The sequence below is a fragment of the Streptomyces sp. NPDC104814 genome (assembly GCF_055583185.1).
Genome location: NZ_JBVJOL010000007.1, coordinates 92691 through 114503 on the forward strand (window position 1 = coordinate 92691; position 21813 = coordinate 114503).

The 21813-nt window shown below is 72.2% G+C and carries 19 protein-coding genes; 6 read left to right on the forward strand and 13 right to left on the reverse strand.

Translation table 11 applies throughout. The features are described 5' to 3' along the window. Positions 1-241 precede the first annotated feature (241 nt). From ACZ64A_RS23225 to ACZ64A_RS23235, 3 genes are all read left to right on the forward strand, one after another. Positions 242-1105 (forward strand): SigB/SigF/SigG family RNA polymerase sigma factor, encoded by an 864-nt coding sequence (locus ACZ64A_RS23225; protein ID WP_469812719.1) that lies wholly within the window; start codon positions 242-244, stop codon positions 1103-1105. Positions 1106-1126: 21 nt separating this feature from the next. Then, positions 1127-1933, forward strand: a complete 807-nt coding sequence (locus ACZ64A_RS23230) for an FGGY-family carbohydrate kinase (RefSeq protein WP_469812721.1) — start codon at positions 1127-1129, stop codon at positions 1931-1933. 486 nt (positions 1934-2419) lie between these two features. Then, positions 2420-3076: a DUF1326 domain-containing protein gene (locus tag ACZ64A_RS23235; protein ID WP_469812723.1), complete on the forward strand. Its 657-nt coding sequence runs from the start codon at positions 2420-2422 to the stop codon at positions 3074-3076. 110 nt (positions 3077-3186) lie between these two features. On the opposite strand, the gene ACZ64A_RS23240 is transcribed toward ACZ64A_RS23235, so the two are convergent. Next, on the reverse strand, positions 3187-4023 hold the full coding sequence (locus tag ACZ64A_RS23240; RefSeq protein ID WP_469812724.1) for a DUF2182 domain-containing protein: 837 nt from the start codon (positions 4021-4023) through the stop codon (positions 3187-3189). A 50-nt stretch (positions 4024-4073) separates the two neighbouring features. Here ACZ64A_RS23240 and ACZ64A_RS23245 point away from each other — a divergent pair, with 50 nt between their 5' ends. Next, entirely contained in the window at positions 4074-4526 is a 453-nt protein-coding gene (locus ACZ64A_RS23245) for a hypothetical protein (protein ID WP_469812726.1), read from the forward strand. Positions 4527-4703: 177 nt separating this feature from the next. Here the strand turns inward: ACZ64A_RS23245 and ACZ64A_RS23250 are convergent, their stop codons facing one another. The 12 genes from ACZ64A_RS23250 to ACZ64A_RS23305 form a co-directional block, all read right to left on the reverse strand. Continuing rightward, positions 4704-5642, reverse strand: coding sequence for an L-tyrosine/L-tryptophan isonitrile synthase family protein (locus ACZ64A_RS23250; RefSeq protein WP_469812728.1), 939 nt, complete (start codon positions 5640-5642; stop codon positions 4704-4706). A gap of 137 nt (positions 5643-5779) precedes the next feature. Further along, the gene (locus tag ACZ64A_RS23255; protein ID WP_469812730.1) at positions 5780-7042 is read right to left on the reverse strand and encodes a cytochrome P450 family protein; all 1263 of its coding nucleotides are present in this window, start codon (positions 7040-7042) and stop codon (positions 5780-5782) included. Positions 7043-7051: 9 nt separating this feature from the next. Then, positions 7052-8878: an asparagine synthase (glutamine-hydrolyzing) gene (asnB, locus tag ACZ64A_RS23260; protein WP_469812732.1), complete on the reverse strand. Its 1827-nt coding sequence runs from the start codon at positions 8876-8878 to the stop codon at positions 7052-7054. A gap of 15 nt (positions 8879-8893) precedes the next feature. Further along, positions 8894-10300, reverse strand: a complete 1407-nt coding sequence (locus tag ACZ64A_RS23265) for an MFS transporter (protein ID WP_469812734.1) — start codon at positions 10298-10300, stop codon at positions 8894-8896. 62 nt (positions 10301-10362) lie between these two features. Then, on the reverse strand, positions 10363-11181 hold the full coding sequence (locus tag ACZ64A_RS23270; protein WP_469812736.1) for an ABC transporter ATP-binding protein: 819 nt from the start codon (positions 11179-11181) through the stop codon (positions 10363-10365). Then, the gene (locus ACZ64A_RS23275; RefSeq protein ID WP_469812738.1) at positions 11178-12248 is read right to left on the reverse strand and encodes a FecCD family ABC transporter permease; all 1071 of its coding nucleotides are present in this window, start codon (positions 12246-12248) and stop codon (positions 11178-11180) included. Before ACZ64A_RS23275 ends, ACZ64A_RS23270 begins: the two co-directional genes overlap by 4 nt. 2 nt (positions 12249-12250) lie before the next feature. Then, positions 12251-13327 (reverse strand): ABC transporter substrate-binding protein, encoded by a 1077-nt coding sequence (locus ACZ64A_RS23280; protein WP_469812739.1) that lies wholly within the window; start codon positions 13325-13327, stop codon positions 12251-12253. A 285-nt stretch (positions 13328-13612) separates the two neighbouring features. Continuing rightward, positions 13613-14251, reverse strand: a complete 639-nt coding sequence (locus ACZ64A_RS23285) for a sigma-70 family RNA polymerase sigma factor (RefSeq protein WP_469812740.1) — start codon at positions 14249-14251, stop codon at positions 13613-13615. Positions 14252-14426: 175 nt separating this feature from the next. Then, positions 14427-15179 (reverse strand): hypothetical protein, encoded by a 753-nt coding sequence (locus ACZ64A_RS23290; RefSeq protein WP_469812741.1) that lies wholly within the window; start codon positions 15177-15179, stop codon positions 14427-14429. A 170-nt stretch (positions 15180-15349) separates the two neighbouring features. Then, positions 15350-15871, reverse strand: a complete 522-nt coding sequence (locus tag ACZ64A_RS23295; RefSeq protein WP_469812742.1) for a copper chaperone PCu(A)C — start codon at positions 15869-15871, stop codon at positions 15350-15352. After that, positions 15868-18147 (reverse strand): heavy metal translocating P-type ATPase, encoded by a 2280-nt coding sequence (locus tag ACZ64A_RS23300; protein WP_469812744.1) that lies wholly within the window; start codon positions 18145-18147, stop codon positions 15868-15870. The genes ACZ64A_RS23295 and ACZ64A_RS23300 overlap by 4 nt, the downstream gene beginning before the upstream one ends. After that, positions 18147-18404 carry a hypothetical protein gene (locus ACZ64A_RS23305; RefSeq protein ID WP_469812745.1) on the reverse strand — a complete coding sequence of 86 codons (258 nt, stop codon included), beginning with the start codon at positions 18402-18404 and terminating at the stop codon, positions 18147-18149. Before ACZ64A_RS23305 ends, ACZ64A_RS23300 begins: the two co-directional genes overlap by 1 nt. Before the next feature lie 503 nt (positions 18405-18907). Between ACZ64A_RS23305 and ACZ64A_RS23310 the strand changes: the two genes are divergently transcribed. Together ACZ64A_RS23310 and ACZ64A_RS23315 are read left to right on the forward strand one after the other, a co-directional pair. Continuing rightward, entirely contained in the window at positions 18908-20776 is a 1869-nt protein-coding gene (locus ACZ64A_RS23310; RefSeq protein ID WP_469812746.1) for a M1 family metallopeptidase, read from the forward strand. Between the two features lie 145 nt (positions 20777-20921). After that, positions 20922-21767 carry a lysozyme gene (locus ACZ64A_RS23315; RefSeq protein WP_469812748.1) on the forward strand — a complete coding sequence of 282 codons (846 nt, stop codon included), beginning with the start codon at positions 20922-20924 and terminating at the stop codon, positions 21765-21767. Positions 21768-21813: the final 46 nt, after the last annotated feature.

Below are 21813 nucleotides of genomic sequence, written 5' to 3' on the forward strand. Positions count from 1 at the left end.
TCGCCATGCCGTCGGCGTACCGAGAGGCAGCGCGTCGGCATCTGCCGCACTGTTTGCAGGCGCGACTCAGGGGCAACCGGAATTCACGCTTCGGACCGGAGGCGTGCCCGGTGACGTCGCCCGTCCGCCGTCCTCCCACGGCTTGGCGCCGCACCGCGGCAGAACCTGACGTGACAGTCCCTTCGGGCCGTTCGGCGCACGACGTCCGGGCCGGCCCTCAGATCGTTCGGGGAGCGAACGCATGCCGATCGACATGTCCACCAGCCGTCTTGGCACGCCGGCCGCCCACGCCGCGCCTTCAGGGCGCCACCGCCGTACTCACGACGACGCTCCCGACACCGCGGCGCTCTTCGCCCGGCTGGCGGAGCTGGAGGCCGGCCCCGCCCGGAATGCCCTGCGCGACGAACTCGTGGAGACGTGGCTCCCCATGGCCCATCGGATCGCCTCCCGTTTCCGCGACCGCGGTGAGTCCGCGGAGGACTTGCGGCAGGTGGCCGCGCTCGGCCTGGTGAAGGCCGTAGACCGCTACGACCCGTCCCGAGGGGCGTTCGAGAGCTATGCCGTGCCGACCATCACGGGTGAGATCAAGCGGCACTTCCGCGACCGGATGTGGGCCTTGCGGGTGCCGCGCCGGGTGCAGGAGCTGCGCAACCGGGTGCGCTTGGCCCGCCGCGAACTCAGCCAGCTCCCCGGTGGCCACGAACCCACCGTCGGCGACCTCGCAGCCCATACCGGGCTCACGGAGGAGGAGGTGTCGGCAGGTCTGGAGGCCCTGGACAGCTTCAAGACACTGTCCCTGGACGCCGAACCGACCACCGAAGACGAAGGACACAGCCTCGCCGAGAGGCTCGGTACGACGGAGCCGTCCTACGACCTGGTCCTGGACCGGGAGGCCGTCAAGGAGGGGCTGCGCCTGCTGCCCGAACGCGAGCGGGCCATTTTGTACATGCGGTTCTTCGAGGACATGACGCAGAACAGCATCGCCGACCGGCTGGGCATCTCCCAGATGCATGTGTCGCGTTTGATCACCCGCAGCTGCGCCCGCGTCCGCGAGCAGGCGCTGGGCCGGAAGCGAGGCCCGTCCGGATCGCGCCGGGCGCGCTGAGCGCTGGTCGGCCGTCTGCCGGTGGCGGCCGGAGGCCCGGACGGCACGGTCGGCGCCGCCGCCGTGGCCGGCTCGGCCGCCCACGCCGTGGTGATCGTGGCCGGTACGACCGATGTACTGACCCGGGTGATCGCAACCCCCTACGACCGCCCTCCGGCGGCCGTCCTCAACCCGTATCTCACCCCCGGGCTGTGGACGTGCGGCGGCGCGACCGGAATGACCGGCGGAGCGCTGGCCCACTGGGCCCGCCTGCTGGGACTCGGCGACCCGGCCACCGCTCTGGAGCGGCTGGCGCCCGCACTCCGCACGATCCCCGCGGGCAGCGAGGGACTGTCCATGTCACCGCTGCTCACGGGCAGCCGTTTCCCCGGCTGGAACCAGAGCGAGCGGGGCGGGCTGTGGGGTTTCGGCGAACACCACGGCCCCGCCCACGTCCTCCGGGCCGCGCAGGAAGGTGCCGCATACGTCGTACGCCAGGCCGTGGACACCCTCTTGGGCGACGACGACCCCGACACACCGGTCATCCTCGCCGGCGGGCCTTCGCGCTCACCCGAACTGGCCCAGCTGCGGGCGAACGTCCTCGGCCGGCCCGTGCACGCCTGCTCCGAACCCGACGCGAGCCTGCAAGGTGCCGCGCTCCTGGCGCTGGTCGCGGCGGGACTGGAACCCAGCCTCGAGGCGGCGCAGGCACACACGGAACCCGACCTGCTCCGGTTCACCCCACAGCCCCTGATCGCGGCCCGCTACGAAGAGCTGTACCGGCAGTGGCTGCGGGCCAAGGACGGACAGCGCTGGTCTCGTCACCCCACCACGGCGTGCCCATCGTGAAGCCGACGGCGAACGGCAGCCGCCACAGGCGGTGCGGCAGCACGATGAACGGGAGGGCCTCGACGAGCCTGAGGGCTCACAGGGGAACGGGGCGCTCGGTGTCGCCCAGCGGAAGGAACAGACGCGCGATCGGCATGCCCCCACCCTCGCCGCACCCTCACCGACCAAGCGTCGCCGCCAGGCACGATCAGACTCCCCCACGAGGCCCACCTCCCGATCACCCCGGCGACCCGCCGTGACAGAACCGAGCATCGGGCCGGGAACCGCCGGCCGACACATCCGAGCGGGGCCAGGCCGACCGTGCCGTTCCACAGCACGGCCTGCAGACGATCTCCGGGTCGGGCTCCCTGTTGCCAGGGCTTTGCCTTGTCGCGCGGCAGGTGCAAGCTGGAAGGGAGGCCGTCTCGCGATCCTGGGAGCGGGCTCGGGACATGCGGTCTCGCCACTCCGAGTGGGCTCCTGCGGGCCCGGCGGGAGGTAAGCGAGATGACAGAGCAGGTCACCACCGGTACGCGCTGGCACCTTGCCGGTGACTGGTTCGATGTGTGCAACTGCGCCATACCGTGCCCCTGCACGTTCGCGCAGCCCCCGACCTACGGCAACTGCGACGGCGTGCTGGCGTGGCACATCCGCGAGGGCAACTTCGGTGACGTGCGGCTCGACGGTCTCAACGTCCTGATGCTCGGCTCCTTCGTCGGCAACATCTGGGCCGGCGAGCACACCGACGCGTACGCCGCGGTCTTCCTCGACGAGCGCGCCGACGACCAGCAGCGCGGTGCGCTCGGGACCATCTTCGGCGGTGAGGCCGGCGGATGGCCGGCGCAGTTCGGGGGGATGCTCCAGCCCGAGATGCGCGGCATGGACTTCGCTCCCATCCTTGTGGAGATCGACGAGGACCTCGCCACCTGGCGGGCCGAGATTCCGGGCCGCGTCACGGCCACCGTCGAGGCCCTGGCCGGTCCGACGACACCGGACGGCGCACGCGTCCAGCTCCACAACGCCCCTGGCGCCGAGGTCGGCCCCGGTCAGGTCGCCACCTGGGGGCGGGCCACCACCGATCGCGCCGAGGCGTTCGGGTTCTCCTGGGAGCGCTCGGGGAAGTCGAGCAAGCACTTCCGGTTCGACTGGAGCGGACCCGACTGAGCCCCCCGGGGGCTGCCCCTGGGGCGGGCCCGGCTGAGTCCCTGGAGTGGACTCGGCCCGGCCCGATCTGAGCCGGCCCATCGCGTAGAGAAGAGCACCGCCCCTGTGCGTCACATGCCGCCCATCGACGGCATCGCCCCCCGCAGGCCCGGCAGCAGCCAGTCCTGGAAGGGGGCCAGCACGGCCAGGACGAGAAAGGCGACCCCCACGGCCCGGGCGAGCAGCGGACCGCGGGACCACAGCTTCTCCACGAAGATCACCGCGGCCAGTCCGGCCATCGCCGCCACGTTCATCAGGCCGAGCGGGACGAGGACGACCATGAGTCCCGCACAGCAGCCGGCACAGTAGGCGCCGTGGTGGACACCCACCCGGAGGTCGCGGGCCGGCCGCGGGAACCCGGCGTAGCGCACCAGGTGGCCCATGGGGTCGCGGCAGTGCCGCAGGCAGACGTATTTGAGGGGGCCGAGCTGGTACAGGCCCGCGAGCAGGAAGGACGCGGCTCCGATCCAGCGTCCGGCGGTCGGGTGGTCGTCCACCAGGCCGCCGGTGAGGGCGAGCGCCGCGTAGGCGAGCAGCCCGCACGCCATCCACACCAGCAGGTATCCCCCGACGAACTCGGCGGTGCGCCCGGTCCGCGCCCAGCCCGAGGACTGCCGGCCGATGCCACGCGCCCAGGTGATGGCCACGGGGGCCATGGACGGCAGCATCATGCCCGCCATCATCGTCACCCACAGCAGCAGGAACAGCGGCAGCGCCATCCCCATCGTTCCGGGTTCGATGCCCATCTGCCGGGCCTGCCCGACGGTCAGCACCCAGGCGGGCACCGCGATCAGCACGACCAGGAACCAGGCCACCGCGAGTTCCCTGGCCGGCAGCAGGCCTCCGCCCGCTCCGGTCGGTGCGGGCGACCGGGCGGATGCGAGGACGGCAGTACGGTTGCGACGCATCGGCGTAGGGTTCCTGAGGTTTCTTCCAGGACAGCACGCATCCCCGTGCCGTGCGAGCGCGCCAGGAGCTTACTGCGCCCGACCCGGGCCCGCCGGAGTACCCGCACACTCCGTACTACCGGACCTTCGAAACGGCCGTCGACTCGGACGCCCACCTCTATGAGTTCGTCGTGCCCATGGTTCCGCCGACGTGGAACGAGAGGGAGCGCGTCGAGGAGTACGTCGCGCTCATGGGGCGGGGAAGGGTCCCCACGGCGGTGGCGATCTCCACGCTGGACGTGTGCGAGCCCGCCGCCGGGATGCCGATCGACCGATACCGGCACTGGGGCCCGACCCACTTCCTCCTCGACGGCCACCACAAGCTGGAGGCCGCAGCCACGGCCGGCCGGCCCGTACGGCTCCTGTCGCTCCTGGCCGTGGGCGAGAGCCTGGCCGCAGCGGAGGACTGTGCCCGGCTCCCCGACCTGCGCGGCCGCCCCCGCGCGGCCCGAGCGAGCGGCTAGGCCTGCGGGCCGGAGAGTTCACCTGCGGGGGAAGGCCTCGTAGGCCGCGTGGTCGGCGACCGCGACGCGGACGAAGTAGTCGGGGCGCCTCCTGGGGCCGCGGTGCCGCGCGACCCGGCCCGATGTGTCCGCCCGGCGGAACGCCGGCAGCGTGTGTCCCTGACCGAAGCCCCTGCTTCACAGCTGGGTGAAATGACTGGGCCTGCCGTGATGCTGCACCAGGCGCCCCTGGCGGGCTGCCTCGGCTCTGGGGAGCAGGGTCCAGGTGCCGTCGCGGCGGTGGAGGGCTGCCGCATGCCAGGGTGTGGTCCATACGTCCGGGGTGTCGAGGAGGCGGATGCCGAACTTGGCGGCGCCGACGGGCTGGGGGTGGATGGACAGGCGTACGGCGTCCGGGTGGTGTTCGGCGATCAGGGCGCCCCAGGCCCGGCTGCGCTGGATGACACCGTAGGCGCGTTGCCGGCAGGCGCGTTGCAGGGCGGAACGGGTGCCGGTCCAGTCGGCGGTGTCCTCGACGAGGAAGCGGGTGATGCCCCGGTAGAGGGCAAGGGCCTGGTCGTCGGTGCGGAGTTCGGTGCGCAGGGTCTCCGGAGTGGGGGCGTGACGCTCGTGGACGTGGGCGCGTTTGGTGTCGTACGGGAGATCACCGAGGACGTCACGCAGGTCGAAGAGGGACAGCCTGGTCAGGCCGTGCTGGGCGATCAGCGTGCGCAGTGCGTCGGCGTAGGCGTCGATGTGGTCGTCGGGGACGCCGATGAGGTCGCCGAAGACGTGGCCGTCGGAGCAGATGATCACTCTGGCGCCCGGCGGGTGGATCCGCTCGATCTCGGTGCACAGGGTGTCCAGGAAGGTCAGACACAGGCGCTCGCCCTGGTCGGGGAGGTGGCCGAGGACCTTGGCGGGGTTGGGTGACTTGCAGGGGAAGCCGGGCAGGGTGAAGACGACCGGTGCGCCGGAGCGTACGAAGTCGGCGAGGCGGCGCAGCTGGTGGGGGAACGCGTCCGCGAGGGCCGGGGTCGGAGCGCGGTCGGTGGTGCGGTGGTGAGGCAGGAGCAGGTCGAGGATCTCGGTGGCGATGGTCGTGGTGAGGGTGTCCGGCGCGGTCGTCGGTGGCATGTCGTCCTCCTGTGTCATGAGGGCACGTCGACATGGCGCCGTGGCGGGAGCACAGGCCAGGCGCCGGTGGGGAGTGCGTGGTTCGGCCGGGGCCGGGTCGGTGTGTGCGGTCTGTCTCGGTCAGCCGGTGCTCGGTGTCACCGGCGTGGGCCGTAGTCGACGGGGAGATGGTCGGTGCCGCGGCCCAGCACGGCCGGGATCCACTCGATGTCCTCGTCGGCGATGGCGAGGCGCAGGCCGGGCAGACGGGTGATCAGTGCGCCCAGGGCGATCTGGAGTTCGGTGCGGGCCAGGGCGGCTCCGGGGCAGAAGTGGATGCCGTGGCCGAAGGCGAGGTGGGGGTTGGGCGTGCGGTCGAGGTCGAGGGTGTCCGGGTCGGGGAAGCGGCGCGGGTCACGGTTGGCGGCGCACAAAGAGACGATCACGGAGTCGCCGGCCGGGATCCTCGTGCCGTGCAGGTCGCTGTCCCGGTCGAAGAAGCGCCAGGTGGTCAGCTCGAAGGCGCTGTCGTAGCGGAGGAGTTCCTCCACCGCGCGGGGCAGCAGGCCGCGGTCGTCACGGAGGCGGGCGAGCTGGTCCGGGTTGCGGAAGAGGGCGATCAGGGCCGTGGTGATCTGGTTGGTGACCGGCTCCTGCCCCGCGACGAGGAGCTGGAAGATCATCGAGTCCAGTTCCTCCTGGGACAGCTCACCGCGGTCGCGGGCAGCGACGAGACGGCTGAGCAGATCGTCGTCGCCCAGCTCACGCTTGTGCGCGACGACCTCGGCTATGTAGCTCTGCAGACCGTGCAGGCGCGCCTCGTAGCGGGGACGTCCCGGATCGCCCGGGCCGACCGGCTGGACGACCTTGCCCCAGTCGCGGTCGAAGCGGGCCGCGAGGTGGTGCGGGAGGCCGATGACCTCGGCGAGGACCTGGAAGGGGAAACGAGCGGCGAAGCCGGAGACGAGGTCCGCGGGACCGTGCTCGGGCAGCGCGTCGATCAGCGCGTCGGCCAGTTCCTGGAAGCGGGGCCGCATCTGCTCGATCCGGCGCGGGGTGAAGGCGTCGGTGACGAAGCGGCGCATCCGGGTGTGCCGGGGCGGGTCCTGGTGCAGCAGGTGGACCTGGAGCCGGGAGTGCTGAGGCTCGGGCATGATCGAGGCGCGGGCACGCCAGCGGTCGTTGCCCCGGTCGTGGTTCTTGCCGAGGCGCTCGTCGTTCAGTGCGCAGTGCGCGGCGTCGTGGCCGGTGACGAGCCAGGCTTGTACGCCGCTGGGGAAGAGGACGCGGTGGACCGGGCCGGCCTCGCGCATCCGCTCGTACAAGGGGTAGGGATCGGCCTTGTAGGGGCAGCCCATCAGCGGGACCGGGTCGGGCAGGACGTCCGGGTCGGTGGCGGACGTCGGTTCCTGGAGGGTCATCAGGGCTCCTCAGAGGGCGAGTTCGGGCTGGTGGTGATCGAGCCACAGAGCGAGGTCGACGACGCGTTCGAGGCGCAGGCGGTGGCCCCATTCCAGCTGTTCGGGCGGGGTGTCCAGGCAGGGCTTGATGCGGGTTTCGTCGGCCAGGGACCTGACCTGTTCGGTGGCGAGCGCGTCCCGGGCCAGCTGCTGAAGGCCACGGTTGTAGTCGGGGTGGTGGGTGGCCGGGTAGTGGTTCTTGGGGCGGTGCAGAACCGCGTCCGGGGCGAGGCCCCTGCCGACGGCCCGCAGCAGGCTCTTCTCGCGGCCGTCGAAGCTCTTCAGCGCCCAGGGCACGGTGAAGGCGTACTCGATCAGCCGGTGGTCGCAGTAGGGGACGCGCACCTCCAGTCCCTGGGCCATGCTCAGACGGTCCTTGCGGTGCAGGAGCTGGCGCAGCCATCGGGTCAGCGACAGGTGCTGCATCTCGCGCTGCCGGTGTTCGGCGGGGGTCTCGGACTCCCGGTGCGGCACGGCGGCCAGGGCGCTGCGGTAGGTGTCCTGCCGGAATTCCGTGATGCGCAGGCCGAGTTCGGGATTCAGGGGCATGGCGGCCTCGTCGCCCGTCACCAGCAGCCAGGGGAAGGTCTCCGCGGCCAGCGCCTTCGGGTGGTGGAACCAGGGGTAGCCGCCGAACACCTCGTCCGCGGCTTCACCGGACAGCGCGACCGTGGAGTGCTGCCGTATCTCGCCGAAGAGGAGATACAGCGAGGTGTCCATGTCGCCGACGCCGATCGGCGAGTCGCGGGCCACGACGACCGCCCTGCGGTGCTCCAGGTCGAGCAGCGAGCGCGGGTCCAGTACGACGGTGCTGTGGTCGGTGCCGATGAAAGCACCGGCCTCGGTGGCGTACGGGGTGTCGTGGCCCGTGCGCAGGACGTCTCCGGTGAACCGTTCCGCCTGGTCGCTGTAGTCGACGGCGTACGAGCGGATCTTCGCCTCCGCACCCTCCCGCAGCCGCAGTTCGTCGGCGAGCAGCGCGGTCAGCACCGTGGAGTCGAGGCCGCCGGAGAGCAGGCTGCACAGCGGGACGTCGGCCTCGAGCTGACCGCGGACCGCGGCGCCGAGCAGCTCCCCCGTCCGCTCCACCGTCGTCTCCCGGTCGTCGGTGTGCTCCCGGGCCTGGAGCTGCCAGTAACGGCGTTCGCGGATGCCGTCACGGTCGAGTACGAGCTGACCGCCCGGCTCGACCTCCCGCACCCCCGACCACACCGTCGGGCCGGTGTTGAACAGCAGGCTGTACGCCTCCCGCAGCCCGTCGGCGTCCACCCGGGGCCTGATCTCGGGGTGGGCGAACAGGGCCTTGGGCTCGGAGGCGAAGGCGAGGCCGCCGTCCACAGCGGCCCAGAACAGGGGTTTGACGCCGAGCCGGTCCCGGACCAGCAGCAGCCGCTGGGCGCGTTCGTCCCACACCGCGAAAGCGAACATGCCCTCCAGGTGTACGGCGACGTCCTCGCCCCATTCCTGGTACGCCCGCAGGACGACCTCGGTGTCGCTGCGCGTGCGGAACGCGTGCCCGCGGCCGCGCAGCTCGGCCCGGAGCCGGTGGTGGTTGTAGACCTCTCCGCTGTAGGTGAGCACGATGCCGGGCCGGCCGGGCCGGTCGGTCATCGGCTGTACACCCCCTTCGAGGTCGATGACGGCCAGGCGGCGGTGGCCGAGCGCGGCGCGTTCACCGAGCCACACTCCGCCCGCGTCCGGGCCGCGACGCGTGAGGGTGGCGGTCATGGCCTCGATGACCGGCGCCTGGGTGCGGGCATCGAGGTCGAAGCTCGTCCAGCCGGTGATTCCGCACATAGGTGACTCCTTGGTTCAGAGACGGGCGGCGGGTGCCGCGTCGGTGGTCTTCTCCGCCACGGCGGCCGGGCGGCGGGCGGCCAGAGCGAGCAGCGGTACGGCGAGGCAGGCGCCGGCGGCGGCCACGGCCAGCCCGGCGTACGCACCGCTGCCGGGCCGGGCAAGTCCCCAGGCGGCGGTGGCCACGGCCGGGCCCAGAGTGAAGCCGAGGCTGCGGGCGAGCTGGACGGTGGCCCCGGCGGTCGCCACCCGCTCCGGTGGCGCGGCGCCCAGCACGAGCGCCTGGGTCGGACCGCCGTTGAGCCCCATGCCGGCACCGGCCAGGGCCAGCCGCCACGCCAGCTGCCCCGGCGACCAGTCGTCCAGCGGGAGGAGCAGGAGCAGGCCGAGAGCGGTGAGAGCGGCTCCGGCCACCGCGACCGGCGGGGCACCGAAGCGATCTGCGAGGCGTCCGCCGGGCAGCCCCGCCAGCCCCATGCCGAGCGGGAAGGCGAGCACGGTGAGCCCGGTGGTCGTGGCACTGACGCCGTCGTCCTGCTGAAGGTGCAGGGCGACGACGTAGTGCATGGCGGCGAAGCCGGATGCCAGAGTCAGCACCGCGCCGTGCGCCGGGAGCAGTCCGGGGACCCGCAGCACGCCGGTCACCGGGCGCCCGCCCGGGCCGCGCAGCCACCACCACAGCGGCGGTACGGCCGCAAGCGCGAGCACCAGCCACACCGGGCGGCCGGCCGCCAGGGTCAGCGCCAGTAGCAGGGTCGCCACACCGGAGGCCACCAGGAGAGCGTCCCCCGCTGCTCGCCGGTCGGGCCGACGCGGTCCGCCGCCCGGCGCGGTTGCCCTTCCCCCAGCTCTCGGCTTCGCCCGGGCCGTGGGCACCGCCATGGCCATGAGCAGGGCGAGCACGCAGAAGGGGATCTTGACGAGGAAGACGGCGTGCCAGCCCAGATGGTCCAGCACCAGCCCGCCCACGGCCGGCCCCGTCACCGCTCCGAGCGGGCCCAGGGTCGCCGGCACGCTCATCGCCCGAGCGCGCTTCTCGGGCCGTACGGCGGACATCGCGAGCACCGGCATCGACACGAACAGCACCGCACCGCAGGCCCCTTGGGCCACGCGGGCGGCGATCAGCCAGCCGACCGAGGGGGCTGCGGCCGCCAGCGCGCTGCACAGGGCGAAGCCGGCGGTCGCGGCGAGGACGGCGGAGCGCATCTCGACGCCGTCCAGCCGGCGCCCGACGGGCAGCAGCAGGGCGACGACGGACAACTGGTAACCGAGTACGGCCCATTGGGCGGTCACGACGGAGACATGCAGTCCGTCGGCGACGGCCGCGAGCGCCACGTTGACGATGGTCATGTCGAGCATCGCCACGAACGACAACAAGCCTGCCAGGGCCACCAGCAGCCAGCGGTCCCGGTCCTCGGACATGTGCCCGGGCTGATCCGAACCCGGCCTGCGACGTCTCACTCTTCCGCCCTCCCCGTCCGTGTTCAGGTGCCCGTGCCGGTCTGCGCCGCGATGGCCGTCCCGGGCTGGTCCGCCCCCGCCCGGTGGTCGACGGCGATCAGTGGGTCACCGGTGAGCGGGTGGTCGACGACCGCCGCTCGCACGCCGAAGACCTCGGCCATCAGGGCGGGTGTGAGGACTGCGCGTGGTGGCCCGGAGGCGACGACCGTGCCGTCGTGCAGGACATGGAGGCGGTCGCAGACGGAGGCGGCGGCGTTCAGGTCGTGCAGCGAGACCAGAGTGGTGCGGCGCTGGGCGCGCAACAGCGCGAGGAGTTCCACCTGGTGGCGGATGTCGAGGTGGTTGGTCGGCTCGTCGAGGACCAGAACGTCGGGTTTCTGCGCGAAGGCGCGGGCCAGCAGGACGCGTTGGCGCTCACCGCCCGACAGGGCCGTGAACCGGCGCCCCTCGTGCGCCTCCATGCCGACGTCGGCCAGGGCGCGGGCCACGATGTCCCGGTCGGTGGCGTCCTCGCCGGCGAAAGCCCGCTTGTAGGGGGTCCGGCCCATGGCGACGACCTCGCGCACGGTCAGCTCGAAGTCGCCGCCTCGCTCCTGCGGGAGGGCCGCCACGTGCCGCGCCGACTGCGCCGCGCTCAGCTCCCGCAGGTCGGCTCCGGCCAGCAGCACGCGCCCCGCGGCGGGCTTCAGATGCCGGTACACCGTGCGCAGGAGGGTGGACTTGCCACTGCCGTTCGGCCCGACGAGTCCGGTGATCTCGCCGGACTCGGCGATCAGATGCGCGCCCGCGACGACCGTACGACCGGCGTAGGCGACGTGCAGATCCTCGATGTCGACCCTCAACTGCCGCTCCCCAGGCGTCGGTCCAGCAGATAGAGCAGGGCGGGGGCACCGATCAGCGAGGTGACCACACCCACCGGCAGCTCCTGGGTGTCCATGGCCGTACGGCAGACGATGTCCACGACGACCAGGAGCACGGCGCCGAACAGCGCCGAGACCGGCAGGAGCCGACGGTGGTCGCCCCCGACCATCAGGCGGCAGGCGTGCGGCACCATCAGAGCGACGAAGGCGATCGCACCGGAGACCGCCACCAGGACACCGGTCAGCACGCTGGTCACCGTGAACAGCTCACGGCGCAGACGCGTCACGTCGACGCCGAGACCGGCAGCCGTCTCGTCGCCCATCAGCAACGCGTTCAGGCCCCGGGCCCGCGCCTGCAGCCACAGCAGGGCAAGGGGTACGGCGACGGCGGGGACGGCGAGCAAGTCCCACGTCGCGCCGCCGAGGCTGCCCATGAGCCAGAACAGGACGCTGTGCGTCTGCTGCTCGTCCCCGGCCCGCAGCACGAGGAAGCTGGTGAAGCCGGACAGGAACTGGCCGATCGCCACCCCGGCCAGTACCAGCCGCAGCGGCGCGAACCCGCCGCCGCGCCGGGCCACCGCCCACACCAGTGCGAACGTGGCCAGCGACCCGGCGAACGCCGCAGCGGACAGCCCCAGTCCCAGGGCCCCGCCCGCTCCGGCGCCGAGCACGATGGCGGCGACGGCGCCGAGCGAGGCACCGTTGGAGACGCCCAGCAGATACGGATCGGCGAGCGGGTTGCGCACCAGCGCCTGCACGGCCGTACCCACGACCCCGAGCCCGGCACCCACGAGAGCGGCGAGCAGGGCGCGGGGCAAGCGCAGCTGCCAGACGATCAGGTCGTCGGTGCCGGGCCGCGGCGCTTCACCGGACAGTCTTCGCCACACCACGGCCCACACCTCGCCGGCCGCAAGGGGCGTCGAGCCCCATGCGACGGCTGCCGTCAGCGCGGCCAGGAGCGCCACGGCCAGGACAGCCGACACCGGTCCGGCCGGCAGGGTGCCACGCGCCTCGGGGGGCGCGGCCCGACGCGTCGAGGTGAGGGCCACGATCAGCCGACCTTGCCCGGGTACAGGGCTTTGCCCACGGCCTGCACCGTGTCGGCGTTCTCCACGCCCGCGATGGTCGTCTGTTCGGAGCCGATGCGCAGGAGGTGGCCTTCCCGCACCGCCTTCAGCCCCTTGGTGGCGGGGTTGGACCTCAGCCACCGTTCGGCCTCGTCGAAGGCCTTCTTGTTCGCCTCCTCGCTGCCCCGGTTGCGGACCCCGAGCTGGATCCAGTCCGGGTTCCTGGCGATGACGTCCTCCCAGCCGACCTGCTGGTGGTCGCCGTCGCAGCCGGCGAAGACGTTGCGGGCGCCGGCCAGGGTGATCACGGCGTGGGCGACCTGGCGGTTGCAGATGGCGACGGGCTGCTTGGTGCCGGCGTCGTAGTCGAAGAAGAAGTACGTGGGCCGCTCGCCCTCCGGCGTGGCGCCGACCGCCTTCTGTACGGCGTCCACCTTGGCTCTCATCCCGGCGACGAGTTCCCTGGCCCGCGCGCCGGTGCCGGTGACCGCACCCAGCGAGGTGATGTCGGCCTCCACCGCGGACAGGTCGGTCACCGGAGACTTCCTCTGTGCCGCACAGGCGGTGGACTTCAGATAGATGTGGTCGATCCCGGCCGCCTTGAACTCCTCCTCGGTCGGCGCGTCACCCATGCCGCCGCCCATGCTCCCCATGGAGGCGAAGGTGTCGATGTACAGGTCGGCCCCGGAGCCGAGCAGCTTCTCCTTGGGGATGACGGTCCGGCCCAGCACCTTGACCTGCTGTGCCTGCGCGTCGAGCGGACCGGGCAGCGTGCCCTTGCCGGGCGGGAAGCCGGTGCCGATCACCTTGTCACCCGCACCCAGGCGCAGGAGCAGCTCCAGGCTGGAGGCGTTGCTGGTGACGATCCGCCGCGGGACGGCCGTGAAGGTGGTCCTCGCGCCCGTGCAATCGGTGACCGACACCGGCTGTGCGCCCGGAACGGAGCTTCCGGCCCGCCCCGTGCTCACTCCCCCGGTGTCCTTCTCGCCACCGCCGCAGCCCGCCGCCAGCAGGCCGCCGATCACGACGACCGCCGCACAGCACCACCTACGAGAACGCATCGAACAACTCCCGGATCCATTCGGTACGGGGCGAACTTCCCACCCCGGTCCAGAAGTCGGAGCGGACCCCGCGGGAGTTCCCGTGAGCGGCACGGCAGTTGGCGACCGGGTGGGCGACATCGCTCGAAGGAGGCGCCGTCGGTGGACCACGTACCGCCTCTCCCCTGCGACGTCCGGCCTGCGGAGCCGTCCGGTCTGCGGGAGGGCGCCGGTACCCGGCTTTCTCCGGTCGGTACCGGCGCCCACCCTCGTTCAGACCGCCGCCAGGGCTGCGGGCCCCCTGGTTCAGGCCGCCAGGGCTGCGGGGCTCTCGGCCTGCTCGAGCAGCCCCATGAGGGTCGCGCGGGCCCGGGCCACGCGGGAGCGGACCGTGCCGATCGGGCAGCCGCTCACCTCGGCCGCCTCCGCATAGGGCAGGCCGAGCATCTGTGTGAGGACGAACGCCTCCCGGCGGTCGTCGGGCAAGGACGCCAGCAGGTCCAGCAGCGCGACGCCGTCGTCGAAACCGGGCAGACCGCACGGCTGGGCCAGTTCGACGGCGAGCGTCCAGTCCGGTACGTCGGACAGACGCGGCCTTGCGGAGGCGTACCGGTAGCTGTCGATCACCGCGCGCCGGGCGATGGACATCAGCCACGCCCGGGCCGAGGAGCGTCCCTCGAACCGGTGGAGGCTGCCGAGCGCCCGCAGGAACGTGTCCTGCGCGAGATCGTCCGCGGCCTGGGGATCGCGGCACAGATGAGCGACGTACCGCTGGACGTCGCGGTGCAGGGCACGCACGAACTGCTCGACCGCGTCCGCGTCACCGGCTCGGGCGGCCAGCGCCCACGCGGTGATCGATTCGTCGAGTGCGGCCGTTCTGTCGCGTGCCGTGCCACTCGGTCGGTCGTTGGTGGCAGGCGAGGTGGGCAGGGCAGAGGTGATCACCTGGTGTCCTTCTCGGGTCAACCTGATCCGGGCCGGGGCACACGAGAGTGCGTCCGGTCCCGGTGAAGTGGGTGGACGGCCCTACGCCGCGGGCGCTGCAACGCCGGCGCGCCTGTGCGGTCGTACGGCCGTGGGCCCGAGGCGCGGAAGGGCGGCCTCGGGAAACCGGCTGTCGTCAGACGACAGCGGTTCCCACCGGCGGACCCCGGGAGGTGATCGCGTGGACGAGGTGCAGGAGACGCGGCGACCGGTCCGAACGGCGCCGCCGCGGGCGGATGCGAGGGCGGTCCGGAGCGAGGGGCAGGGCGAGCAGCAGCCGCAACGGCGCCGCCAGCCAGCCGGCCGTCGCCCGCAGAATGCGGAAGGCTGCCTTCTCGCCGTGGGCGAGCCACAGGCCGGACAGCACCGCGGCGAGCAGGTGGGCGACGAGCATGCCGAACGACGACATGCCGCCCATGGAGTGGCCGAGGTGATTCATGGGGTCCGTGCCCATGGGGGTCATGCCCATGTGGGTCATCCCCATGTGGGTCATGCTCGCGTGCCCCATGCTCATGGAGCCCATGCTCATGGAGCCCATGGGCATCGAGCCCGGATGCATCGAGCGCATCGAGCGCATGTCCATGGAGGCCATGGAAGCCATGCCGCCCAGGCCCGCGGAGGTTGAAGGGCCGGCTGCCGACTGGGCGTAGGCGAACGCCTCGTGCAGCACGGTCTGCGCGGCCACGACGACCGTCACGATCAGCGGCAGCGTGCGCTCATGGCCCGCCAGGCACCAGCCCGCGGCGCCGGTCAGCGCCAGTCCGGCTGTCCATGCCCATGCCGGCACGTCGTTTCCGGACATCAGGACGTGACCCACGGCGGCGAGCAGCACGCACACGGCCGCGAACATCGCGGCCCGCATCGTGCGAGCGCCCCACCCTGCTGTCATGGCGCTTCATCCTCGCATCCGGGCCGGGGTCGTCATGCGGGGGTACGGAAATCCACCAGGCTCCCTGCTCAATCAGCGAGAGGTGATGTGGGCCATGGCGAAAGCCGGGAACCGGCCCGTCACCGCTTCCGACTTCTAAAGGAGAGCGGGTCCGCGGACGGCTCCCGTGCTCACCTGGAACCGTCGCCCGGGCGGACCACCACGGCGAACGCCGTGACGGGCGCACTGTGCTCGAAGTGCAGCGTGAACGGCACGAGGTCGCCCGCCTGCCATCCCGCGCCGGCCCGCAGGGTCACGTCCACTGCGAGCGGGGACATCGACAGCGCACCGCCCGCGGGGACGGCGGCCGAGTCGACGTCGCTTCTGAAGGCCACTGTGCCGCCGGACATGCGGTGACGGCTGAGGGTGATCTCACCGGGTATCGCGGTGGACGTCACCTTGAGCAGCCGGTCGTCCGCGCCGCCGGTGTTGGAGATCTCGAAGAACGCCGCTGTCTCCGTCGTTCCGCCATGGGGCAGGAAGACCCGCCCGGACGGGACCGCGATCCGCGCCGGGCTTCCCGCGTTGCCGAATGCGGCCCACGTGCTCAGGCCGCCGAGGGCGAGGATGCCGGATGCGACGGGGGCGCACGCGGCGAGCAGGGTGTCGGTCAGGCGGCGCCGCGACGGCCGCCACGGATGCTGCTCGGTCATCGCGTACGCCTCCTCCGTACGGGTGAGGGCTGCCAGGCGCGCAGCCGCAGACTGTTGCCCACCACCAGCAGCGAGCTGGCCGACATGGCAGCCGCGGCGAGCATCGGGGTGAGCAGACCGACCATGGCGAGCGGTACGGTGACGACGTTGTAGCCGAACGCCCAGACGAGGTTGGCGCGGATGGTGCCCAGCGTGCGCCGGGCGAGCCGGACGGCATCGGCGAGGGCCTCGATGTCGCCGCGCACCAGGGTCACGTCGGCCGCTCCGACGGCGACGTCGGTGCCGTTGCCCATGGCGATGCCGAGATCAGCGGCGGCGAGCGCGGCGGCGTCGTTCACGCCGTCGCCGATCACCGCGACCCGGCAGCCCTTCTCCTGAAGGCGGCGCACAAGGTCGGCCTTGCTCTCAGGGGTACAGCGGGCGTGCACCTCATCGATGCCCATGGCCGATGCCACTGCCCGGGCCGGCGCTTCCCGGTCCCCCGTGGCGAGCACCGGCCGGACGCCGAGGCGCCGCAGCCCGTCCACGGCACGGTAGCTGCCGGACCGTACGACGTCCCCGACCTCGATCAGGGCCTCGGCCACGCCGTCGATCCGGACGAGGACGGGTGTGCGGGCGGCGGCCTCAGCCGCGGACAGGCCCTCCGCGAGGGGCGCGGGCAATGCCTCGTCCGGCGCGAGGAGTTCGACCAGTCGCCCCTCGACCCGTCCCCGTACGCCTCTCCCGGGCAGGGCGTGGAACCGGCTCACCTCCGGCAACGGCCTGCCCGGCAGGGCTCGTTCGGCGTACGCCGTGATGGCGCGGCTCAGGGGATGCTCCGAGCCGCGCTCCACCGCACCGGCCAGCCGCAGTACCGTCTCCTTCCCCGGCCCACCGGGGAGGACCGTGACCCGGGCGACACTCATGTGACCGGTGGTGAGTGTGCCTGTCTTGTCCAGTACGACCGTGTCGATGTGCTGCAGTCCCTCCAGCGCCTGCGGCCCGCTGACGAGCACGCCCAGCTGGGCGCCCCGACCCGTCGCGGCCATCAGCGCGGTCGGTGTCGCCAGGCCCAGCGCGCAGGGGCAGGCCACGACCAGGACCGCCACGCACGCGGTGACGGCGGCCTGCGGATCGGCACCGGCGCCGAGCCAGAAGCCGAGCGTCGTGACCGCCAACGCCAGCACGACGGGGACGAAGACCCCTGCCACCGAGTCGGCCAGCCGCTGCGCCCGGGCCTTGCCGGCCTGCGCCTCGGTCACCAGCCGGGTGATGCGGGCGAGCTGTGTGTCGGCCCCGACGGCCGTCGCGCGCACGAGCAGCAGTCCACCGGCGTTGACCGCTCCACCGACCACAGCCGAACCGGGCTGCACCTCGACCGGCTCGCTCTCCCCGGTGACCAGAGAGAGGTCCACCGCGGAGCTGCCCTCGACCACCTCGCCATCCGTGGCCACCCGCTCGCCGGGCCGTACGACGAAGACCTGCCCAACGACCAACCGGTCGATGGCGATGAGCCGTTCAGCGCCGCCGTCCCGTACCGACACCTCCTTGGCGGTCAGTCGGGCGAGTGAGCGCAGTGCCGCGCCGGTGCCCCGCCGGGCCCGCCCCTCCAGGAAGCGCCCTGTCAGGACGAACAGGGGGACGCCGACAGCCGCTTCGAGGTAGATGTGCGCGGTGCCGCCCGATGCCGTAGGCATGAGCGTGAACGGCATCCGCATCCCCGGCTCCCCGGCACCCGAGAGGAACAGCGCGTACGCGGACCAGGAGAAGGACGCCACGACGCCCAGCGAGACCAGCGTGTCCATGGTGGCCGCCGCGTGCCGCAGACCCCGCAGCGCCCGCACATGGAAGGGCCGGGCACCCCAGACGGCGACCGGGGCCGCCAGCACGAAGCACAACCACTGCCAGTTGCGGAACTGCAGACCGGGCGCCATCGACAGGACGAGCACCGGGATGGCGAGCAGTGCGGTGATCAGGAGCCGGCTCCGCTCGTTCGACGGACCCTCGTCCTCTTCTCTCTCGTCCCCTTTTCTCCCGCCCTCGTCCCGCTGCTGTCCGGGCGGTTCGGGCGGGGCTGCCGTGTATCCGGCCTTCTCGACGGTGGCGACGAGTTCCTCGGGGCTGATCTGCGCCGGGTGCCTCACGCGGGCGCGTCCGGTGGCCAGATTGACGGTGGCCGTGACCCCGTCCAGCTTGCCGAGCTTCTTCTCGACCCGGGTCACGCAGGCCGCGCAGGTCATGCCCCCGACGGTCAGGTCCGTCGTCACCAGGGCGAGGGCCGATTCCACCCCGCCCATCAGTGACCGCTCCCATGCATGTCCCCCATGCCGTCCGTGTCGCCCCCGGTGCCCGAGCCGCCACCGCCACCGCCGTCCCGGCTCGTACCGGCGCCGTGCATGCCGGGGGCGACCGGTCCCGTACCGGCGCCGACGGCGTACGACACGGTGAACAGCACCGCGAGGAGCAGCAGGAACCCGCAGAGGGCGGGCGGGGGTGTCAGCTTGCGCAACAGCACGGCACCCGCGTGGGAAGGGGATTGCCGGGACTCGTCCATCAACCGCGTCTCCAGATCACGTCCGTACGGCGTCGGCGGATCGAGCCGTACCGTTTCAGGAGTCGGACCGGCCGGCAGCCGAGTTCCGGAACGCGGTTATGGTGCGCATCACATGCAGGGACGGCACGTGCGGGAGTGCCGCGATCCCGTACGCACGGGCCCGGTTCGGCGCGGCGGCCCCGCCTCGCGCACCTGTTCAGCGCCCTGGTGCCGCCTCCACGGCCCGTCCTCCCTTCCGGTGGACGGGCCGTTCCACGAGGCCGCCCGACGACCGGCCGCGTTCGCCCGTCGCATGGGCACGGTTGCGCTGTTACCGGCGGAGTTCTGGCATGCACCGGTCAGATCTGTCACGCTGCTGGCAGCCGGCGCCCCTGACCCCAAGAGGGTGCCGTCGGCCGACCGTACCGATCACGCGAGCACGATCCGTGACCGCCCCGGCGCACCCCAGCCGGCCAGGCGGTCTTCGAGCAGGCCGGACCCCGGCCGCCACAAAGGAGTAGCGTGTGAGACCGACCCCCCACAGAGCCCTCGGTGCCGGTGCCCTCACCGTCGCCGCGCTGGCCGCCCTCTCCCTCCCCGCCGCGCCCGCCTCCGCAGACCCGGCGACCGCGCGGCACAGCGTGGCAACCACCTGCACCCCGACCCAGGTGGTCGCCAACGGCGGTTTCGAGAGCGGGACTTCACCCTGGAGCCAGTCCTCGTCCACGGTGATCACCAGCCGTTCCGGCCAGAGCGCCCACAGCGGCAGCAGCTACGCCTGGCTGGACGGAGTCGGCGGCACCCACACCGACACGCTCAGCCAGAGCGTCACCATCCCCGCCGGCTGCGCCACCGCCACCCTCACCTTCTGGCTGCACATCGACACCGACGAGACGACCTCCTCCGTCGCCTACGACAAGCTCACCGCCAAGATCGGCTCCACCACCCTGGCCACGTACTCCAACCTCCAGGCCGCCACCGGCTACGTCCAGAAGTCGCTCGACGTCTCCGCGTACGCCGGGCAGAGCGTGAACCTCTCCTTCACCGGTACCGAGGACTCCAGCCTCCAGACCAGCTTCGTCCTGGACGACATCGCCCTCGCCACCTCCGGCGACACCACGCCGCCCACGACCGACGCCACCCGCACCCCGGCGGCCCCCTCCTACACGGTGAACCTCAGCAGCGACACGAGCGGCACCGTCTGGAGCGGGCACGAGAGCGTCAGCTTCACCAACGCCTCCGCCACCGCGCTCGGCGAGGTGTATCTGCGGCTGTGGGACAACTACCACGGCACCTGTGACGCGATGCCCATCCGGGTCAGCAACGTCACCGGCGGCACCGCGGGCACCCTCTCGGCGGACTGCACCGCCCTGAAGATCGACCTGCCGAGCCCGCTGGGCCAGGGCCAGAGCGCCACTCTCGGCTTCGACCTCGGCATCACCGTACCCAGCGGCGCCGACCGCTTCGGCCATGACGGCGCCTACAGCTTCATCGGCAACGCCCTGCCGGTCCTCGCGGTCCGCGACGGCTCCGGCTGGCACCTGGACCCGTACACGAACAACGGCGAGTCCTTCTACTCGCTGGCCGCCGACTTCAAGGTGACCCTGGACCACCCCAGCGGCCTGCTCGTCCCGGCCACCGGCACCTCCACCGACACCCCCGGCTCCAGCGGCCGTACGGTCACCACGGCGACCGCGGCCAAGGTCCGTGACTTCGCCTGGGGCGCCGGGCCCTTCACGAAGATCTCCGGCACCTCCGCGGCGGGCGTCCCCATCAACGTCTACTCCGTCTCGGGCATCAGCTCCACCAGTGCCCAGTCCATGCTCAGCACCGCCAAGTCGGCCGTCGACGCCCACGCCTCCCGGTTCGGCGCCTACCCCTACGGCGAGCTGGACGCGGTGATCGACAACAACTACTGGTTCGGCGGAATGGAGTACCCGGGCTTCGTCCTCGACTTGGTCAGCACCACCGCCCTCACTCACGAGATCGGCCACCAGTGGTGGTACGGCATCGTCGGCGACGACGAGTACAACAGCCCCTGGCTGGACGAGTCCTTCACCGACTACGCCACCGACCTCGCCCTCGGCAAGACGGGCAGCAACTGCTGGAGCAGCGTCTCCTGGGCCTCCAGCGCCGAGAAGATCACCAACTCCATGGCCTACTGGGACGCGCACTCCTCCCGCTACTCCACCGTGGTCTACGGCTACGGCAAGTGCGCCCTGCACGACCTGCGCCGCGTCCTCGGTGACAGCGCCATGGCCAAGCTGCTCAAGGACTACGCGGCGGCGCACTGGTACGGCGTGTCCACCACGGCCGAGTTCAAGGCCGCCGCCCAGGCCGCCACGACCACGGATCTGACCTCCTTCTGGTCCCAGCACCGCATCGAGGGCTGACCCGGCACTCTCGCGCGCTGAGCCCGCACCGGCCCGGTCACGGCCGCCGCACCCCGTGGCCGGGCCACCCGTATGGACCAACCCTGGGCACTCGCGGCCTCGTTGGGCGGTATCCGGAGTGCGGTACCGCCCGACCGCGGGTCAGATGGATTCCGTGCGACCTTCCATATCCCCCGGCCCCCGAGGCCCGCGCCTGGCCGTCACCACCGCGCTGACCGGCCTGCTGCTGGCCCTGTCCACTCCGGCGGCACTGCCCCTGCCGGACCCGATGACCCCCGAGCGGGGCAGCGCCTTCATGGGCATGGGCGTCCTCACGCACGACGGCGGTGAAGCCGTCGCCGATGACGCCCTCGCCACCCGCGCCGCCCAGACCGAGGGCGTGGACGTCTCCAGCCACCAACGCGACGTCGACTGGGCAGCCCTGCGCGACGGCGGCGCCCGATGGGCGTACGCCAAAGCCACCGAAGGCACCTACTACACCAACCCCTACTTCTCCCAGCAGTACGGCGGCTCCTACGACGCCGGCATGGTCCGCGGCGCCTACCACTTCGCGACCCCCGACTCCACCGGCGGCACCACCCAGGCCGACTACTTCGTCGACCACGGCGGCGGCTGGTCCAAGGACGGCAAAACCCTGCCCGGCGCCCTGGACATCGAGTGGAATCCTTACGGCGACGCCTGCTACGGCAAGTCCCCGAGCGCCATGGTCGGCTGGATCCGCGACTTCCTGAACCGCTACAAGGCACGCACCGGCCGGAACGCGGTCATCTACACGGCCACCAGCTGGTGGACCCAGTGCACCGGGGACTACTCGGGCTTCGGCGCGAGCAACCCCCTGTGGATCGCCCGCTATGCCGCGACCGCCGGACCGCTCCCCGCGGGCTGGACGTCGTACACGATGTGGCAGTACACCGCCACCGGCAAGACGGTGGGCGACCACGACCGCTTCAACGGCACGCAGACCCAGCTGTCCGACTTCGCGACCGGCTGACGAGCGGCCGGCTCCACGACACCGTCAGTCCCGGACCGACCACGAC

What these genes read in the sequence shown, in the direction of transcription:
- ACZ64A_RS23225 (WP_469812719.1), top strand. Translation starts at nt 242, where the DNA reads ATGCCGATCGACATGTCCACCAGCCGTCTTGGCACGCCGGCCGCCCAC.
- ACZ64A_RS23235 (WP_469812723.1), top strand. Translation starts at nt 2,420, where the DNA reads ATGACAGAGCAGGTCACCACCGGTACGCGCTGGCACCTTGCCGGTGAC.
- ACZ64A_RS23240 (WP_469812724.1), bottom strand. Translation starts at nt 4,023, where the DNA reads ATGCGTCGCAACCGTACTGCCGTCCTCGCATCCGCCCGGTCGCCCGCA.
- ACZ64A_RS23250 (WP_469812728.1), bottom strand. Translation starts at nt 5,642, where the DNA reads ATGCCACCGACGACCGCGCCGGACACCCTCACCACGACCATCGCCACC.
- ACZ64A_RS23255 (WP_469812730.1), bottom strand. Translation starts at nt 7,042, where the DNA reads ATGACCCTCCAGGAACCGACGTCCGCCACCGACCCGGACGTCCTGCCC.
- asnB (WP_469812732.1), bottom strand. Translation starts at nt 8,878, where the DNA reads ATGTGCGGAATCACCGGCTGGACGAGCTTCGACCTCGATGCCCGCACC.
- ACZ64A_RS23265 (WP_469812734.1), bottom strand. Translation starts at nt 10,300, where the DNA reads ATGTCCGAGGACCGGGACCGCTGGCTGCTGGTGGCCCTGGCAGGCTTG.
- ACZ64A_RS23280 (WP_469812739.1), bottom strand. Translation starts at nt 13,327, where the DNA reads ATGCGTTCTCGTAGGTGGTGCTGTGCGGCGGTCGTCGTGATCGGCGGC.
- ACZ64A_RS23290 (WP_469812741.1), bottom strand. Translation starts at nt 15,179, where the DNA reads ATGACAGCAGGGTGGGGCGCTCGCACGATGCGGGCCGCGATGTTCGCG.
- ACZ64A_RS23295 (WP_469812742.1), bottom strand. Translation starts at nt 15,871, where the DNA reads ATGACCGAGCAGCATCCGTGGCGGCCGTCGCGGCGCCGCCTGACCGAC.
- ACZ64A_RS23300 (WP_469812744.1), bottom strand. Translation starts at nt 18,147, where the DNA reads ATGGGCGGGGTGGAATCGGCCCTCGCCCTGGTGACGACGGACCTGACC.
- ACZ64A_RS23305 (WP_469812745.1), bottom strand. Translation starts at nt 18,404, where the DNA reads ATGGACGAGTCCCGGCAATCCCCTTCCCACGCGGGTGCCGTGCTGTTG.
- ACZ64A_RS23315 (WP_469812748.1), top strand. Translation starts at nt 20,922, where the DNA reads ATGGATTCCGTGCGACCTTCCATATCCCCCGGCCCCCGAGGCCCGCGC.